This is a genomic window from Burkholderia sola, from assembly GCF_905400185.1.
GTDB classification, from domain to species: Bacteria; Pseudomonadota; Gammaproteobacteria; order Burkholderiales; family Burkholderiaceae; genus Burkholderia; species Burkholderia sola.
In genome coordinates this window covers 191106-206546 of record NZ_FR989675.1, presented here as the reverse complement: position 1 = coordinate 206546, position 15441 = coordinate 191106, and the positions used below count along the sequence as shown (strand labels likewise).

General features: G+C 67.8%; 13 protein-coding genes. 6 read left to right on the top strand and 7 right to left on the bottom strand.

What is annotated here, in order from left to right:
• The first annotated feature begins 49 nt into the window (after nucleotides 1-49).
• Nucleotides 50-1114: a glycosyltransferase family 4 protein gene (locus KR541_RS00905; RefSeq protein ID WP_050015987.1), complete on the top strand. Its 1065-nt coding sequence runs from the start codon at nucleotides 50-52 to the stop codon at nucleotides 1112-1114.
• A 102-nt stretch (nucleotides 1115-1216) separates the two neighbouring features.
• Here KR541_RS00905 and KR541_RS00900 read toward each other — a convergent pair whose 3' ends face one another.
• Complete coding sequence (locus KR541_RS00900) at nucleotides 1217-1513, bottom strand: H-NS histone family protein (protein WP_006489320.1); 297 nt, start codon at nucleotides 1511-1513, stop codon at nucleotides 1217-1219.
• Between the two features lie 299 nt (nucleotides 1514-1812).
• On the opposite strand from KR541_RS00900, the gene aqpZ reads away from it, so the two are divergent.
• Nucleotides 1813-2553, top strand: coding sequence for an aquaporin Z (gene aqpZ / locus KR541_RS00895; protein ID WP_050015977.1), 741 nt, complete (start codon nucleotides 1813-1815; stop codon nucleotides 2551-2553).
• A 131-nt stretch (nucleotides 2554-2684) separates the two neighbouring features.
• Here aqpZ and KR541_RS00890 read toward each other — a convergent pair whose 3' ends face one another.
• Nucleotides 2685-3509 (bottom strand): Cof-type HAD-IIB family hydrolase, encoded by an 825-nt coding sequence (locus tag KR541_RS00890; RefSeq protein ID WP_050015975.1) that lies wholly within the window; start codon nucleotides 3507-3509, stop codon nucleotides 2685-2687.
• Nucleotides 3510-3645: 136 nt separating this feature from the next.
• The gene (locus KR541_RS00885) at nucleotides 3646-4527 is read right to left on the bottom strand and encodes a glucosamine kinase nucleotide-binding domain-containing protein (RefSeq protein ID WP_050015973.1); all 882 of its coding nucleotides are present in this window, start codon (nucleotides 4525-4527) and stop codon (nucleotides 3646-3648) included.
• 142 nt (nucleotides 4528-4669) lie between these two features.
• Between KR541_RS00885 and KR541_RS00880 the strand changes: the two genes are divergently transcribed.
• On the top strand, nucleotides 4670-5272 hold the full coding sequence (locus tag KR541_RS00880) for a DNA-3-methyladenine glycosylase I (RefSeq protein ID WP_050015971.1): 603 nt from the start codon (nucleotides 4670-4672) through the stop codon (nucleotides 5270-5272).
• A gap of 90 nt (nucleotides 5273-5362) precedes the next feature.
• Here KR541_RS00880 and KR541_RS00875 read toward each other — a convergent pair whose 3' ends face one another.
• Together KR541_RS00875 and rpsU are read right to left on the bottom strand one after the other, a co-directional pair.
• Nucleotides 5363-6604, bottom strand: a complete 1242-nt coding sequence (locus KR541_RS00875) for a PepSY-associated TM helix domain-containing protein (protein WP_050015969.1) — start codon at nucleotides 6602-6604, stop codon at nucleotides 5363-5365.
• 386 nt (nucleotides 6605-6990) lie between these two features.
• The gene (rpsU, locus tag KR541_RS00870; protein ID WP_006401410.1) at nucleotides 6991-7203 is read right to left on the bottom strand and encodes a 30S ribosomal protein S21; all 213 of its coding nucleotides are present in this window, start codon (nucleotides 7201-7203) and stop codon (nucleotides 6991-6993) included.
• A 521-nt stretch (nucleotides 7204-7724) separates the two neighbouring features.
• Here rpsU and KR541_RS00865 point away from each other — a divergent pair.
• From KR541_RS00865 to KR541_RS00855, 3 genes are all read left to right on the top strand, one after another.
• Nucleotides 7725-8543: a flagellin domain-containing protein gene (locus KR541_RS00865; RefSeq protein WP_027783219.1), complete on the top strand. Its 819-nt coding sequence runs from the start codon at nucleotides 7725-7727 to the stop codon at nucleotides 8541-8543.
• Nucleotides 8544-8736: 193 nt separating this feature from the next.
• Nucleotides 8737-10152, top strand: a complete 1416-nt coding sequence (gene fliD / locus KR541_RS00860) for a flagellar filament capping protein FliD (RefSeq protein ID WP_089488043.1) — start codon at nucleotides 8737-8739, stop codon at nucleotides 10150-10152.
• 31 nt (nucleotides 10153-10183) lie between these two features.
• Nucleotides 10184-10480, top strand: a complete 297-nt coding sequence (locus KR541_RS00855) for a flagellar protein FliT (RefSeq protein ID WP_027783217.1) — start codon at nucleotides 10184-10186, stop codon at nucleotides 10478-10480.
• Between the two features lie 241 nt (nucleotides 10481-10721).
• Here the strand turns inward: KR541_RS00855 and KR541_RS00850 are convergent, their stop codons facing one another.
• Both KR541_RS00850 and KR541_RS00845 read right to left on the bottom strand, forming a co-directional pair.
• A complete protein-coding gene (locus KR541_RS00850; RefSeq protein WP_216089314.1) occupies nucleotides 10722-13208 on the bottom strand; it encodes a tetratricopeptide repeat protein in 2487 nt (828 codons plus the stop codon).
• On the bottom strand, nucleotides 13205-15403 hold the full coding sequence (locus KR541_RS00845) for an O-linked N-acetylglucosamine transferase family protein (protein WP_089488041.1): 2199 nt from the start codon (nucleotides 15401-15403) through the stop codon (nucleotides 13205-13207). The genes KR541_RS00850 and KR541_RS00845 overlap by 4 nt, the downstream gene beginning before the upstream one ends.
• Nucleotides 15404-15441 lie beyond the last annotated feature (38 nt).

Below are 15441 nucleotides of genomic sequence, written 5' to 3'. Positions count from 1 at the left end.
ATCCGCATCAGCGCCGTCGCGCGCTCGGATCGACACAGGAGAAACCCCCATGCGAATTGCCCAGATCGCGCCGCTTTACGAAGCCGTTCCGCCGAAACTCTACGGCGGCACCGAGCGAGTCGTGTCCTACCTCACCGAGGCGCTCGTCGAACTCGGCCACGACGTGACGCTGTTCGCCAGCGGCGACTCCGTCACGTCGGCCCGTCTCGAGGCGGCGTGGCCGCGCGCGCTGCGGCTCGACCCGTCGGTCCGCGATTCGATGGCGCCCCACATGCGGCTCCTCGAGCAGGTCGCGCGGGTCGCGCACGAATTCGACGTGCTGCACTTTCACCTCGACTACCTGCCGTTCCCGCTGATGTCGCGCCTCGACACGCCCTACGTGACGACGCTGCACGGCCGTCTCGACCTGCCGGAGCTGCAGCCGGTGTTCGACGCGTTCCCGGATTCGCCGGTCGTGTCGATCTCGAACAACCAGCGCAAGCCGCTGCCGCAGGCCGCGTGGGCCGGCACCGTGTACCACGGGCTGCCCGACACGCTGCTCACGCCGCAGCCGGACGTGAAGCCCGAATACCTCGCGTTCCTCGGCCGGATCTGTCCCGAAAAGCGTGTCGACACCGCGATCCGGATCGCCGCGCAAAGCGGGCTGCCGCTGAAGATCGCCGCGAAGGTCGACAAGGCCGACGCCGACTACTTCAAGGAAGTGATCGAGCCGCTGCTCGGCCAGGCGCATGTCGAATTCATCGGCGAGATCAACGAAGCGCAAAAGCCCGCGTTCCTGTCCGGCGCGAAGGCGCTGCTGTTCCCGATCGACTGGCCGGAGCCGTTCGGCCTGGTGATGATCGAGGCGATGGCCTGCGGCACGCCGGTCGTCGCGTTCAACCGCGGCTCGGTGCCGGAAGTGATCGAGGACGGCGTGACCGGCTTCATCGTCGAGGACGTGCAGGGCGCGGTCGGCGCGCTGCACCGGATCGACAGCCTGTCGCGCACCGCGATCCGCGCGCGTTTCGACACGCGCTTCAGCTCGAAGGCGATGGCGCAGCGCTACGTCGAGACCTACGAATCGCTTTGCGCGGCCACCAAGCAACCGGCATTGCGCCGGGTCGCGGGCGCCTGACACGGAAATCCGCGCGGAAATCGGCGGTAAATCCGCGCGGAAATCGGCGCGCAAAAACAAAGAGCCGCATCGTCGATGCGGCTCTTTCCATTTGGCTTTCCGTCACTCGATCAGGAAACGATCGCGGTTTTTGCCAACGATCCAATTCGGCGGCTTGCCGCGCCCGCTCCAGGTTGCACCCGACTTCGGATCGCGGTATTTCGGCGGCAGCGGCGCCTTCTTCGGCGGACGCCCGCGCCGCGCTCGCTCCGCGAAGCCCAGATCCTGGGCCGTCAGGCCATATTCGGCAATCATGCGCTGGACATCGGCGATCACCGCCGCCACTTCCTGGCGCCGCACGTCGTCCGCCTGGGCTTGCAGATCGGCGATCTGCGCCTTGAGTTTCGCGTATTGAGACATTTTTCGACTCCCCTTTTCGATGATGCGGCCCCGGCGAATCCAGCCGGGACACCAACATCCGTTACGTCATCCGCACTGCCGCCCTGCCCTTCGAAATTAATGCTGCCATCTTTAACCGAATCGCCTATATCGAGAATGCGGACTTATTCTAATAAAAGGCATTCGCCAGCCATTCAAATTTAACAATCGTTTACCCTCCCGGGCCCGATTCATTTCCTATAATCCAGACCAATTCCCGGTAGCGCAATAAATCCGTTGCGTCGCCCCGGGTCTTCAACCCACCTGGACGAGGTCCTTACATGAATCTTTCTCAGCGTCTCGCTGCAGAGGTATTCGGCACGTTCTGGCTGGTGCTCGGCGGGTGCGGAAGCGCCGTGCTGGCCGCCGCCTTTCCGGGCCTCGGCATCGGCTTTGCCGGCGTCGCACTCGCCTTCGGCCTGACCGTGCTGACGATGGCATTCGCAATCGGCCACATCTCGGGTTGCCACCTGAATCCGGCGGTCAGCGTCGGCCTGACGGTCGCCGGCCGCTTCCCGGCACGCGATCTCGCGCCGTACATCGTCGCGCAGGTCGTCGGCGCGACGCTCGGCGCGTTCGTCCTGTACCTGATCGCAACCGGCAAGCCGGGTTTCGACGTGGTCGGCAGCGGCTTTGCGACGAACGGCTTCGGCGATCGCTCGCCCGGCCACTACTCGCTCGCCGCGGCGTTCATCTGCGAGGTCGTGATGACGGGCTTCTTCCTGTTCGTGATCCTCGGCGCGACCGACAAGCGCGCGCCGGCCGGCTTCGCGCCGATCGCAATCGGGCTGTGCCTGACGCTGATTCACCTGATCTCGATTCCGGTCACCAACACGTCGGTGAACCCGGCGCGCTCGACCGGCCCGGCGCTGTTCGTCGGCGGCGACGCGATCGGCCAGCTCTGGCTGTTCTGGATCGCGCCGCTGATCGGCGCGGCGCTCGCCGGGATCATCTATCCGCTGGTCGCCGGGCGTGACGACGCCGTCGGCCTGCTGCCCGCATCCGCTCGCACAAGCGAATAAAACACTACGGGGTCAAGCGAGCAGAGCAGCGAGCCTCACGCTGTCGAAGAACACGAGGCAGGCAATTTCGACGGGCGCCCCTGGCGCCCGTTTTTCATTTCCGCGCACGGAAACGGCGCCGGGGCGGATGCTCAGGACGCGACGACGTCGTCTTCGAGCGAGAACAGCGTGCGCAGGTGGCGGGCGACGCCCGCGTCGAAGTTGTTGCCGATCCGCGGGATGTGCGGCAGCCGCGCCACCAGGTCGGGGTTCGCGTTGTTCATCATGAACGCGTGACCGGCGGTTTCGAGCAGGTCGATGTCGTTCATGTTGTCGCCGAACGCGATGCAGTGGCCGGTATCGATGCCGAGCCGCGCGAGCACCGTGCGCAGCGCGCGCCCCTTCGACACGTTCGCGGTCATCACTTCGAGGCAGTCGGGCAGCGAGTACGTGACGTACAGCTTATCGCCGAACTGCACGCGCATCTGCTCGGCGACGACCGCCAGATCGGCCGGTTCGCCGATATACAGCACCTTCGCGATATCCGCGCCGTCGTGCGCGGCCATGTCGGTCACGTCGTACCGGAAGCCCGAATCCTGGTGGAATTCGAGCAGGTGCGGCGCGTCGCGGTCGATCAGCCAGCCGTCGTTGGTGAACAGGTTGACGATCACGCGGCCGTGCGCGCCGACAACTTCCGGCTGCACGAGGCGGCGCACGATCGCTGCGTCGACGTCCTGCGCGTGGATCCTCGTGTCGTCCGGCGCATGCACGCGCGCGCCGTTCGACGTGATCAGGTACGGCCGGATGCCGAGCACGTCGCGAATGCCGGCGACGTCCGCATAGTGGCGCCCCGTGGCGATCACGAACTGCACGCCGTCGCGGTCGAGCCGGCGAACGGTGTCGATCGTGTACGGGTCCAGCTGGTGGTCGCTGTTCAGCAGCGTACCGTCGAGATCGGTGGCGATGACTTTGTACATGGGACGGGAGAGCGGCGCGCGCGGCACGGAGGAAGCGTCATTCTAACGTCGTGCCCGGCGGCGCGCCGGGCGGTTGCCGGCCACGCGCCGCCCGGGGTGCCGCTGCGGCGCGGCATCCATCCCGCTCGCGCTCCGCTCAGCCGCCCTCCGTCGCCCGTAACGCCTGCAGCGCGAGCCGCAGCGCGCCATGCGCCGAATCGTCGAGCGGCGCGCGCAGCCGGGCGGCGTGCCGCGCCGGCACGGCCGGCGCGAGCGCGTCCGCCAGCCCGCCGCACAGCGCGACCGGCAGCGCCTGCCGAGGATCGAGCGCGTCGATCATCTTGCCGATCTCGTCGCCGGCCTGCGCGATCAGCGCGCTCGCGACCGGATGCGTGCGGTGCGCGAACACGATCGGCGCGAGACGCGCGTAGATCGTCTGGTTCGCGTCGCACGACCACTGGACGAGCGCGTCGCGATCCTGCGCGCCCGTTTCCGCGAGCAGGGCCGTGGCGAACGCGTCGCGCGGCACGCGGCCGTCGAGCGCCTGTTGCGCATAGGCGAGCGCGCGCACGCCGAGCCACGCGCCGCTCGCCTCGTCGCCGGACGGAAAGCCGAAACCGCCCGCGATCCGGCACGCGCCGCCCGCATCGAGCGCCGCCGCGATGCTGCCGGTGCCGAGCGCGACGATGAGCCCCGGCGCGCCGCCATGCGCGCCGACGACAGTCGTATACGCGTCGCTCTCGACCGCGAGCGCGCCGAGCGGCGCCTGCGCGCGGAATGCGGCGAGCCACGCCGCGTTGTTGACGCCCGCGAGCCCGCAGCCAAGCGCGCACTGCGACCAGTCGAACGCGAGACCGGCGTGCGTGAACGCGTCCGCGCACGCCGCGCCGATCGACGCCCATGCGCGCTCGATGCCGAGACCGAGCCCCGACGGGCCGCCGCGCCCCTGCGCGAGCTCGCGCCCGTGCCGGTCGGCCAGCACCGCGCGCGTGCCCGTGCCGCCGCCGTCGATGCCGATCGCAAAAAGTAATGCCGCCATGCCTTCATCCCGCTGATTCGAACAGGCGCCAAGCTTAACCGGATCGGCGCCGCGCGCCCATCTGCCGTTCGGCCGGCTATCCCGCCAAAAGGGCTTCCGCTATGCTGGCGCGATCGAATCGATACTGAAAACGAGGCAGACGATGTCGCAGCGGTGCAACTGGGTGAAGACGGAAGCGGACGCTCACTACCACGATACCGAGTGGGGCGTGCCGTCGCACGACGATCGCCACCTGTTCGAAATGCTGATCCTGGAAGGCGCGCAGGCCGGGCTGTCGTGGTCGACGATCCTGAACAAGCGCGCGGGCTATCGCGAAGCGTTCGCCGATTTCGACGTCGATGCCGTCGCGCGCTTCACGCCCAAGCGCATCGAGAAATTGCTGGAGAACCCGGGCATCGTGCGCAACCGCGCGAAGGTCGAATCGGCGGTGACCAACGCGCGCGCGGTGCAGCGCATTCGCGAAGAGCATGGGTCGCTCGCCGCGTTCCTGTGGTCGTTCGTCGGCGACACGCCGATCCAGAATGCGTGGCAGTCGTACCGCGACGCGCCCGCATCGACCGGGCAGTCCGACGCGCTCAGCAAGGCGTTGAAGGCGTACGGCTGCAAGTTCGTCGGCTCGACGATCTGCTATGCGCTGATGCAGGCAACCGGCATGGTCAACGATCACGAAGCCGGCTGCCCGTGCCACGCGCAGTGCGCGGCGCTCGGCGGCAAGCAGCCGGCACGTCGGCGCAAGGCGAGCTGACGGCGCAGGCGCAAACGTGGCGCCGACGCTGCCCCGCGGCGGTTGCGCCGTCCGCGTGCTGCTTGCTGGTTGCCGCTTGCCGCCTAACCCTTACCGCGCGGCGCGCGACGACGACGTCGCCGGCACGACCGGCCGCGCGCTCCGCGCGGCCCGCGCGCGTGCGCTGCGCTTCTTCACCCAGATGCAGACGCCCGTCACGCTCAGCATCGCGATCACGATGCCGAGCACGCTCACGACCGCCCGTCCGGCGACCCCGGCGATCCGCCCCGAGTGCAGCGGAAACTGCGCCTGCATGAACAGGTCGCCGGCCGAACCGCGGCCCGGCACCTGCGCCGCGACGGGCTTGCCGGTCACCGCATTCCAGTACAGCCACGCATTGCCGAGCCCGACGTCGCCATGGTCGTTGCCCGGCGTGAAGAACCCGACCGCATAGGCATTCATCGCCGGCGCGAACAGCAGCGCGCCCGGCGGCGCGGCGAAACCCGCGTCGCGGCCGGCCGAGCGTGCGATCTCGACGATCCGTTCGCGCGGCAGCGCCTGGCTGCCCGGCCGGGCCGGCGGGAAATGTTCGGGATTCGTATACGGCGTTTCGGCGAGCGGCGAAACCAGCGACACCAGCGGGCGTACGACCGGAACGGCGAGGTTCATCGAGATCGACGTGACCGCGACGACGAGCAGCAGCCCCCACACCCACACGCCGCCCGAGCGGTGCAGGTCGAACACGAGCGGGTAGCCGCCGCGCCGCACGCGGAACGCGAACGACTTGCGCCAGCTTTTCAGGTTCGGAAACGCGAGCACGAGCGCGATCAGGCTGTCGATCGCCCACACGATGCCGACGACGCCCATCACCCAGAACCCGAAATTGATCCCGCCGTACACGGGCAGGAACAGCGAGTAGTGCAGCCGGTAGATGAACGGCATCAGGTCGAGCCGTGCGAGCGACAGTGCGCCCCATTCGCGGCGGCCCTGCACCGCGCCGGTCGCAGGATCGACGGCGATCTGGCTGAAACCGAGTGGGTACGGCCGGCCGGTCGCCGGATCGGTACGCGGCATCACGCCCGCCTGCAGCGTGTGTCCCGGTTCGACCGCGAGCGGCAGATAGGTCACCTGCACGCGCGGATCGGCGGCCTCGATGCGCGCCGCGAGTTCGAGCGGCGCAAGCGGCGCCGCGCCGCTGCGCGCGGTATAGAAATCCGGGTTCAGCGCCGCGTCGAGCTCATGGTCCCACGCAATCAGCGCGCCGGTGAGCCCCGCGACGAACAGGAACAGCGCGATGGCGAGCCCGAACCAGCGGTGCAGGCGCACGAGAAACGGTCGCAGGAACGCATTCATCGCGTGCGCAGCGAAAGTAAAGCGGGCCGGCACGCGCGGCGGCCCCGATTCGACGGGATGCAGTCCATTGGATGTCGGGCGCCGCGCGGCGATCGTCCGGCCCGATCAGGCGAGGCCGGATGCCGTTGTACGCGGCATGGAATTGTTGCGCGGTCGGCGGGTGTTGATACGATCCGCGACATTCTATACCAATGAGAATGATTCTTACTTGCGTTTTTACGCAAGCACGGGCACGTGTGCGGGAGCGCGACAGCCGGCTGCCGGACAGTCGGCGGAAACCGACCCACGGCAACGATCCCGAGGTTTCCCGGCCCGCAAAAGCAAAACGGCGGAGCGGCCTCTTTCGAGGCACACTCCGCCGTTTCGCGGCGAACCGTCAGATGCTCTTAGTGGAGCTTCTTCGGCAGCATCTGGCTGCGCAGGCGCTTGTGCAGGCGCTTGACGGCTGCTGCCTTCTTGCGCTTGCGGACTGCGGTCGGCTTTTCGTAAGACTGGCGCTCACGCAGTTCAGCGATCAGGCCATTTTTTTCGATAGCGCGACGAAAGCGGCGAATCGCCACTTCGAACGGCTCGTTTTCTTTCAGAAGAATCGTCGTCATGTCGTTCCTAAATTGCTTAAACGGTCAAAAACGTAGCGGCCAAGCGCCACGCACCGGCCATCCGAGCGTCCCCACAACAGGCGAAACGAGCGGAAATACGGCCTCGGAGGCCGGAAAAGAGAGGCGGAAAGCACCGCGAGTACGCTTCACAACCGCGTGCAGCGCCGCGTTTGACTGCCAGCAGACATGCCGAAACCGGCAAAGGCGTGACAGAAAATCTCAATTCAGCCCGCCATGATAGCAGGGAATCACAGACAAAACCACCCTTTTGTCGGTCGCGGGCAAACGTTCCGCCCAACCGCGCGATTCTCGCGCCACGGCCGCCACGCCGCCCGCCATGCCCCGTGCGCCTTCCCGGCGAAACCGATCCTTCGGTCCCGAATTTCCTCAAACATCCCGCTAAAGTTTTCGCCGGGTGCCGCCGTCAACCAGGAAAGGCGGGCAGCGCCAGACGCAAAAAAGCGCCACGCCGAAATCAGAACCTGTCTGTATCTCAGGCATTTTCCAAAACGAGGAAGCAAATGCTGAACATCAACACCAACATCCTTTCGCTGACGACGCAGACGAATCTGTCGGGCTCGCAAAGCGCACTGTCGCAAGCAATCAACCGCCTGTCGTCGGGCAAGCGCATCAACACCGCTGCTGACGATGCAGCAGGCCTGGCGATCTCGACGTCGCAAACGGCGGCAATCAATGCGCTGACGCAAGGTGTTGCAAACGCGAACAACGGCATCTCGATGATCCAGACCGCCAACGGCGCGCTGCAATCGACGGTCGACAACCTGCAGCGTATCCGTACGCTGGCGCAACAAGCGGGCGACGGCTCGCTGGATTCGAGCGCCCGCGCGAACCTGCAAGCTGAAGTGACGACGCGTCTCAGCGAAATCGACCGTGTCGCATCGCAAACGACGTTCAACAGCCAGACCATCCTGGGCGGCGCCGGCAGCGTCACGTTCCAGATCGGCGCAGCAGCGAACCAGGTCGTTACCGTCGACTTCGGCACGGCGAACTGGAACAGCACGGGCATGAGCGTGAACAGCCTGAGCGTCGCCACCCAGTCGGGCGCGCAATCGGCGATCACGGCGATCGACGCGGCACTGAAGCAAGTCAACACGTTCCAGGCAACGCTGGGCGCAGCACAGAACACGTTCCAGGCTGCGATCTCGACGACGCAAACCCAGGCAACCAACATGACCGCCGCTCGCTCGCAGATCACCGACGCGGACTTCGCGACGGAAACGGCGAACCTGAGCAAGGCGCAAGTGCTCCAGCAAGCTGGTATCTCGGTTCTGGCGCAAGCGAACTCGCTGCCGCAGCAAGTCCTGAAGCTCCTCGGCTAATCGAGCAGCACCCGCGGCGGGCCACGTGCCCGCCCGCCTCCGGGCACGGCGGCGTCGCCATGCGACGCATCGCGACGCCGCCGAAACCGCCCGGACCGGAATTCTCCAGGGAGGCACGCCTCCCTCTTTGCATTGAACCGCGGCGCCCCGCCGCATCGCGCACGTTGATTGCGCGGACGACCGGAGCAACGGCATGGCCACCACCCCCGTCAGCAGCACGGACATCAGCACCATCCTGGCGAATGCAGGTCAATCGATCATCAGCGGCGCGACCAATTCGACGCTCGACGTCAATACGCTCGTCACGACGCTGGTGAACGCGAAGACGGCCGGGCAATTGCAGGCCCTGCAGACCCGACAGACGAACGACAATACGCAGCTGTCCGCGATCGGCCAGCTGAAGGGCGCGCTGTCCGCGCTGCAGACCGCGCTCACCGGCCTCTCGGACGGCACCGCGCTCGGCAGCCTGGCCGCGACGGCGAGCGGCACGGGCATCGCGACGACGATCAAGAGCGGCAGCGGCGCGGTGGCCGGTTCGTATTCGGTCAATGTCACGCAGCTCGCGACCGCCAACAAACTGTCGTCGGCCGGCGTGACGTCGGCGGACACGATCGCGGCCGGCTCGCTGAGCATCACGTTCGGCAGCAATCCCGCGTTCAACGTCAACGTGGCGGCCGGCGCGTCGCTGTCCGACATCGCGTCGTCGATCAACTCCGCGTCCGGCAATGCCGGCGTCACCGCGTCGGTCATCACAGGTTCGGACGGCCAGCATCTCGTGATGCAGTCGAACGCCACCGGCGCGGCCAACACGATCTCGATCACGGGCACCGGCGTCAATTCGAAACTGACGTCGGGGTACACGACGGTCACGCCGGCCGCCGACGCGAAGCTGACGATCGACGGCACGCCGGTGTCGAGCGCGTCGAACAACGTGTCGGGCGCGCTGACGGGCGTCACGCTGGCGCTGTCGCAAGCCGCGGTCGGCACGACGCAAACCGTCACGCTGTCGCAGGACACGGCCGCGGCGACGACCGCGATCAACAATTTCGCGACCGCGTATACCAACTTCGTGAATACCGCGAAATCGCTGTCGAGCTACGACGCGACGGCGAAGACCGCCGGCCCGCTGCTCGGCGACGCGATGCTGAACACGATCAGGAGCACGCTCGCGACGACGCTCAGCAGCGGCGTCACGACGGGCGGCACGACCTATGCGCTCGGCAGCATCGGCATCAACGTGGACTCGACCGGCGCGATGTCGGTCGACACCGCCGCGCTGACCACCGCGCTCAAGTCGAACGGCTCCGCGGTGACGGCGATCTTCAACCAGACGAACGGCATCGCCCAGGCGCTCAATGCGAACATCAACTCGTACACGCAGACGTCCGGCCTGATCGACCAGCGCACCAACGCGATCAACGCCGATCTGAAGAGTGTGCAGGGTCAGGCGACGCAGCTGCAGAGCTACTCGGACCAGTTGACCAAGCAATACAATGCGCAGTTCACCGCGCTGAACACGCTGATGGCGACGATGGCGAACAACACCCGCTACCTGACCCAGCTGTTCGGCGGCCAGAACAGCGCCGGCGCGATGGCCAACAACAAGTAAGCGTTGGCCGCCCCCCCTTCGGAGCAGAACCATGACGAACGACACCCTGTCCCGCGCCTTCGACCTGACCCGTGCCATGCAGTCGGCGGCCGATGCGCGCGACTGGGTGCGCGTCGCGGCCCTCGCCGACGAACGCTCGCCGCTGCTGATGAACCTGTCCGGCGAGCAGACCCCGGACGTGCTGGACCAGGTGCGGCAGATCATGGCGATCGACGCGTCGATCACCGAGCATGCGCAGACGGACCGAGACCGCCTGGCTGCGGAATTTGCACAGTCCCGGGAGCGGATCAAGGCCGCGAGCCAGTACCAGAAGGCCGGCATGCTGTGACCGGCCGGGCGTCTCGCCCGCCGCGCACGTCGAATTAAAAGACGCCGCCAGTCGAGCGGTCCGTTGTCGCCGTACCGTCGAGCCGCTTCAATGCGGCTTTTTTTTCGCCTGCAGGCGGGAACGCGAGCCTGATCGCACCGGCTACGCCCGCGTCGCCCGCTCGACGGCCGCGTCGATCATCTCGGGCGGCCGGCCCGACGATGCGCGAGCGCGGCTTCCTGCCGTGGAGCGATCCCGTTCGTCACGCGTCCCGGGGCGCCGTCTCGCCGGCCGCGTAGCGGGTCCACATGCCGTGCAGCGCGTCCTCGAGGTTGCGTGCGAAGCGCGACGCATCGCACAGCGGCGACGCCAGCGCCCGCTCGCGCAGCGTTGCACGCAGCGTCGCCAGCCCGTCGCGGTCGCGCGCGAACGCGACGGCCTTCGCGAGGTACGCATCCTCGTCTTCCGCGATCCAGTCGCCCATGCCCGCCGCGTGCAGCAGGCTCTCGCAAATATGCGTGACGAACCGGCTGCCCTTCATCCCGAGCACCGGCACGCCCATCCACAGCGCTTCGGCCGTGGTCGTGCCGCCCGGGTACGGGAACGGGCTCAGCGCGATGTCGATGCGGTTATACGCGGCGAAGTACTCCGCACGCGGCGAACCGCCTTCGAGAATCAGCCGATCCGCGCCGATGCCGTGCCGCGCGAAGCGGTCGAGCGTCGCCCGGTTCACGTCGCCGGCGCCGAGCTCATGGGCCTTCAGCAGCAGGCGTGCGTCCGGCAGGGCGTGCAGGATGCGCGACCACAGCGCGACGACCTCGTCGCTGATCTTGATCAGCTTGCCGAAGCAGCCGAACGTGACGCCGCCATGAGCCGCCATCGGCAGCGGGCCGACCGCGACATCGTACGGCGGCGGCGTGAAGCACAAGTAGCTGTCCGGCAGCCGCCACGGCCGCTCGGTGAAGTGATGCGCCTCGTCGGCCGGTAGCGTATGCGCATCGCCGATGAAATAGTCGATCGCGCGGCAACCGGTCGTCGCGAAGAAACCGAGCCAGCTCGCCTGCACCGGCGCGGGCTTGTGCCCGAAGATCGGCAGGCCGCTCCAGTTGGTGTGGCCTGCCATATCGATCAGGATGTCGATGCCGTCGTCGCGAATCAGTTGCGCGGCCTCCTCGCGGCCCAGGCTGACCAGCTTCTTCCAGCTCGCGAAGTTCGGCCTGAGCCGCGCGGTCACGTCGTCCTCGCCGACGAAGGTCACATAGGCATGCGGCTCGATGCGCGACCGGTCGATCCGCGCGAGCACGCTTTCAAGGAAGATGCCGACCGGGTGCTGCCGCAGGTCGCCCGACACGAAGCCGACGCGCAGCGGCCGTCCCTGCGCCTGCGCGACGCGCTGCGCGCGGTCGTGCTCGAACGGGTGCGCGTCGCGCTCGAGATGCTCGCCGTAGCGACGCGCTTCAGCGACCCACTCCTGCGGCTCGAATGCGGGTGAGCTCGACATGTTGAACAGCATCCGCGAGTACGCGCGATGCAGGTCGTGCCGGATCGCCGAGCGGAACGCATCCAGCGCGCCGGCGAGATCCCCTTTCGCCCACAGGATGTCGCCGAGCGTCATCTGGACCTTCAGCGGATCGATGCCGAGCGCCCTCGCGATCTCGGTGTGCTTCATCGCCTCGTCGAGCTTCTCGAGCCGAAACAGCGCGGCGGCGAGGTTGTGATGCGCGTCGGCATCGTCCGGGTTCAGGTCGATCGCATGCCGGTGGCTCAACTCCGCGGCGGCCAGCAAGTTGAGGTTGTGATACGCGAAGCCCAGGAAGTTGTATGCGTCGGCCAGTTCGGGATCGAGCTCGATCGCACGCCGGCACACCTGCACCGCCTGCCCGTATTCGCCCTGCTGGTTGCGCAAATCGCCGAGCCACGCCCATGCCTGTGCATGCGCGGGGTCGATCGCGACCGCCTGCTCGAGCAGTTCGAGCGCCTTGTCGAAATCGCCGATGCGCTGCAGCAACCTTGCCAGCACGCAGTGCGCGTCTGCGTCGCCCGGATCGAGCCCCTCGCGCGCATGGTCGATCGCGCCGTGCAGATCGCCGGCCGCGCGCAGCGTCGCGCTCAGCCCCCGGTGCGCGACACGGAAGCCCGGTTGCAGCGCGATGGCGCGACGATAGGCATCCGCGGCAGCGTCGAATTTCTCCTGCGCATGCAGCGCGTTGCCGAGATTGCAGTACGCATCCGCGTACTGCGGCTGGTGCGCGACGGCCTTGGCGTAGCTCGCGGCCGCCGCTTCGTGCTCGCCCAGGTCCTGCAGCGCGTTGCCGAGATTGTTGTACGCCTCCGCATAACCGGGGCGCAGCTCGATCGCGCGCGCGCAGCTCTGCATCGCGGCCGCCGGCTCGCGTGCGTCGCGCAACGCGTTGCCGAGGTTGTTGTGCGCCTCCGGATAGTCCGGTCGCAGCCCCACCGCGCGCCGGTAGTGCACGATCGCGTCGTCGAGCCGGCCGCTTTCGCGCAGCATGTTGCCCAGGTTGTTGAAGTACGACGCATCCGGCCGCTCGACGAGCGATTGCTCCATCAGCGCGAGCCCCGCGTCGTACTGCTTCAGCTGGCACGCGAGCAGCCCGAGGAAATGCAGTGCATCCGGCTGGCCCGGCTGCGCAGTGAGGATCGCGTCGTACAGTGTCTTCGCTTCCGCGAGACGCCCCGCCTGATGATGCGCCAGCGCGGACTGCAGCGTGTCGTGGATATCGTTCATGCTTCCTGCTCCGAGTTCGTATAGCGTTGCCACATGGCGAGGAACGCCGCTTCGAGATGCGCCGCGAACCGGCGCGCGTCGCACAACGGCGACGCGAGCAGCTGCGCACGCAGGCTCGCGCGCAGCGCCGCGAGGCGCTCGCGATCGTGCACCGCCGCGATCGCCTTCGCGACATAGCTGTCCTCGCCGTCAGCGACCCATTCGCCCATGCCCGCCGCGTGCAGCACGCTTTCGCAGATGTGCGTGACAAAGCGCCCGCCCTTCATGCCGAGCACCGGCACACCCATCCACAGCGCTTCGGCCGTGGTCGTGCCGCCCGGGTACGGGAACGGGCTCAGCGCGACGTCGATGCGGTTATATGCGCCGAAGTATTCCGCGCGCGGCGAACCGCCCTCGAGGATCAGCCGGTCCGCGTCGATGCCATGCCGCGCGAAGCGCGCGGCGGTCGCGTCGCGCACGCCCTCGCGACCGAGTTCGTGCGCCTTGAGCAGCAGCCGCGCGTTCGGCAGCGCATGCAGGATGCGCGACCACGCGCGCACGACGTCGTCGCCGATCTTCACGAGCTGGCCGAAGCAACCTAACGTCGGATGGCCGCTCGCCGCCATCGGCAGCGGGCCGACTTCGACGTCGCAGGCCGGCGGCGTGAAGCACAGGAAGCTGTCCGGCAGCCGCCACGGCTTCTCGACGAAGTGATGCGCTTCGGCGTCCGGCAGCGTGTAGCGGTCGCCGATGAAGTAGTCGATCGCGTCGCAGCCGGTCGACGCGAAGAAACCGAGCCAGCTCGCCTGCACCGGCGCGGGTTTCCAGCCGAACACGGGGAGTCCGCTCGATTGCGTATGGCCCGCGAGGTCGACGAGGACGTCGATTTCGTCGTCGTGAATCATCCGCGCGGCCAGGTCAGGACCCAGCGCGGCGATCGAGCGCCAGCCGTTCGCGTGCGGCTTCAGTTTCGCGGTGATCGCGTCCTCCTCGTCCGTGGTCACGTACACGCGCAGGTCGATGCGCGTGCGCTCGAGGTGCGCGAGCACGCTTTCCAGGAAGATCCCGACCGGGTGCAGGCGCAGGTCGCCGGACACGAAGCCGACGCGCAGTGGCCGCCCCTGCGCGCGCGCGGCCCGCTCGCGCGGATCGTGCGCATGGCGCGTCGAACGCGCGGCCAGGTGCCGGCCGTAGCGCCGCGCGTCGGCCAGGTAGTCGGCGGGGTTCACGCAAGCGGACGCCGCCGCGCTGAACAGCAGCCGGTTCAGCACGGTCGCCGCCACGTCGTCGGCGTCGTCGCGCACCAGCGCGAGCGCGTCGCGATAGGCCTGGACCGCGGCATCGACGTTGCCCTGCGCGCGCAGGATGTCGCCGAGATTGACGTGCATCAACACGGCCGGCGGACCGGCCTGCAACGCCTGCCGGCAATACACGAGCGCCTCGTCGAGCCGCTGCAGCTTCAACAGCACGACGGACAGGTTGTGGCACGCGCCGGCGTCCGCCGGATTGAGCGTGACGGCCGTGCGATGGCACGCTTGCGCATCCTCGAGCCGGTTCAGTCCGTGATACGCGTTGCCCGCGTGGTTATGTGCTTCAGCGAGGTTCGGCGCGAGCCGGATCGCGTCCTGCGCATGCGCGAGCGCTTCCGCGCAGCGCAGTTGCTTGTGACGCACGGCGCTCAGGTTCGCGTGGGCCATCGCCATCGACGCATCCAGCTCGATCGCGCGGCCGTAATGCGTGGCGGCGCCATCGAGGTCGCCCAGATCCTGCAGCGCATTGCCGAGGTTGTTGTACGCCTGCGCATAACCGGGGCGCAGCTCGATCGCGCGCGCGCAGCTCTGCATCGCGGCCGCCGGCTCGCGTGCGTCGCGCAATGCGTTGCCGAGGTTGTTGTGCGCCTCCGGATAGTCCGGCCGCAGCGCCACCGCGCGCCGATAGTGCGCAATCGCGTCGTCGAGCCGGCCGCTTTCGCGCAGCATGTTGCCCAGGTTGTTGAAGTAAGACGCGTCCGGCCGCTCGACGAGCGATTGCTCCATCAGCGCGAGCCCCGCGTCGTACTGCTTCAGCTGGCACGCGAGCAGCCCGAGGAAATGCAGCGCATCCGGCTGGCCCGGCTGCGCGGTGAGGATCGCGTCGTACAGCGTCTTCGCTTCCGCGAGACGCCCCGCCTGATGATGCGCGAGCGCCGCCTGCAATGCCTGTCCTGTTCCGTCCATCTCGTCTGCTTTGCTCATTAGGAATGCGGATCGCGTCC

What these genes read in the sequence shown, in the direction of transcription:
- KR541_RS00905 (WP_050015987.1), top strand. Translation starts at nt 50, where the DNA reads ATGCGAATTGCCCAGATCGCGCCGCTTTACGAAGCCGTTCCGCCGAAA.
- KR541_RS00900 (WP_006489320.1), bottom strand. Translation starts at nt 1,513, where the DNA reads ATGTCTCAATACGCGAAACTCAAGGCGCAGATCGCCGATCTGCAAGCC.
- aqpZ (WP_050015977.1), top strand. Translation starts at nt 1,813, where the DNA reads ATGAATCTTTCTCAGCGTCTCGCTGCAGAGGTATTCGGCACGTTCTGG.
- KR541_RS00890 (WP_050015975.1), bottom strand. Translation starts at nt 3,509, where the DNA reads ATGTACAAAGTCATCGCCACCGATCTCGACGGTACGCTGCTGAACAGC.
- KR541_RS00885 (WP_050015973.1), bottom strand. Translation starts at nt 4,527, where the DNA reads ATGGCGGCATTACTTTTTGCGATCGGCATCGACGGCGGCGGCACGGGC.
- KR541_RS00880 (WP_050015971.1), top strand. Translation starts at nt 4,670, where the DNA reads ATGTCGCAGCGGTGCAACTGGGTGAAGACGGAAGCGGACGCTCACTAC.
- KR541_RS00875 (WP_050015969.1), bottom strand. Translation starts at nt 6,604, where the DNA reads ATGAATGCGTTCCTGCGACCGTTTCTCGTGCGCCTGCACCGCTGGTTC.
- rpsU (WP_006401410.1), bottom strand. Translation starts at nt 7,203, where the DNA reads ATGACGACGATTCTTCTGAAAGAAAACGAGCCGTTCGAAGTGGCGATT.
- KR541_RS00865 (WP_027783219.1), top strand. Translation starts at nt 7,725, where the DNA reads ATGCTGAACATCAACACCAACATCCTTTCGCTGACGACGCAGACGAAT.
- fliD (WP_089488043.1), top strand. Translation starts at nt 8,737, where the DNA reads ATGGCCACCACCCCCGTCAGCAGCACGGACATCAGCACCATCCTGGCG.
- KR541_RS00855 (WP_027783217.1), top strand. Translation starts at nt 10,184, where the DNA reads ATGACGAACGACACCCTGTCCCGCGCCTTCGACCTGACCCGTGCCATG.
- KR541_RS00850 (WP_216089314.1), bottom strand. Translation starts at nt 13,208, where the DNA reads ATGAACGATATCCACGACACGCTGCAGTCCGCGCTGGCGCATCATCAG.
- KR541_RS00845 (WP_089488041.1), bottom strand. Translation starts at nt 15,403, where the DNA reads ATGGACGGAACAGGACAGGCATTGCAGGCGGCGCTCGCGCATCATCAG.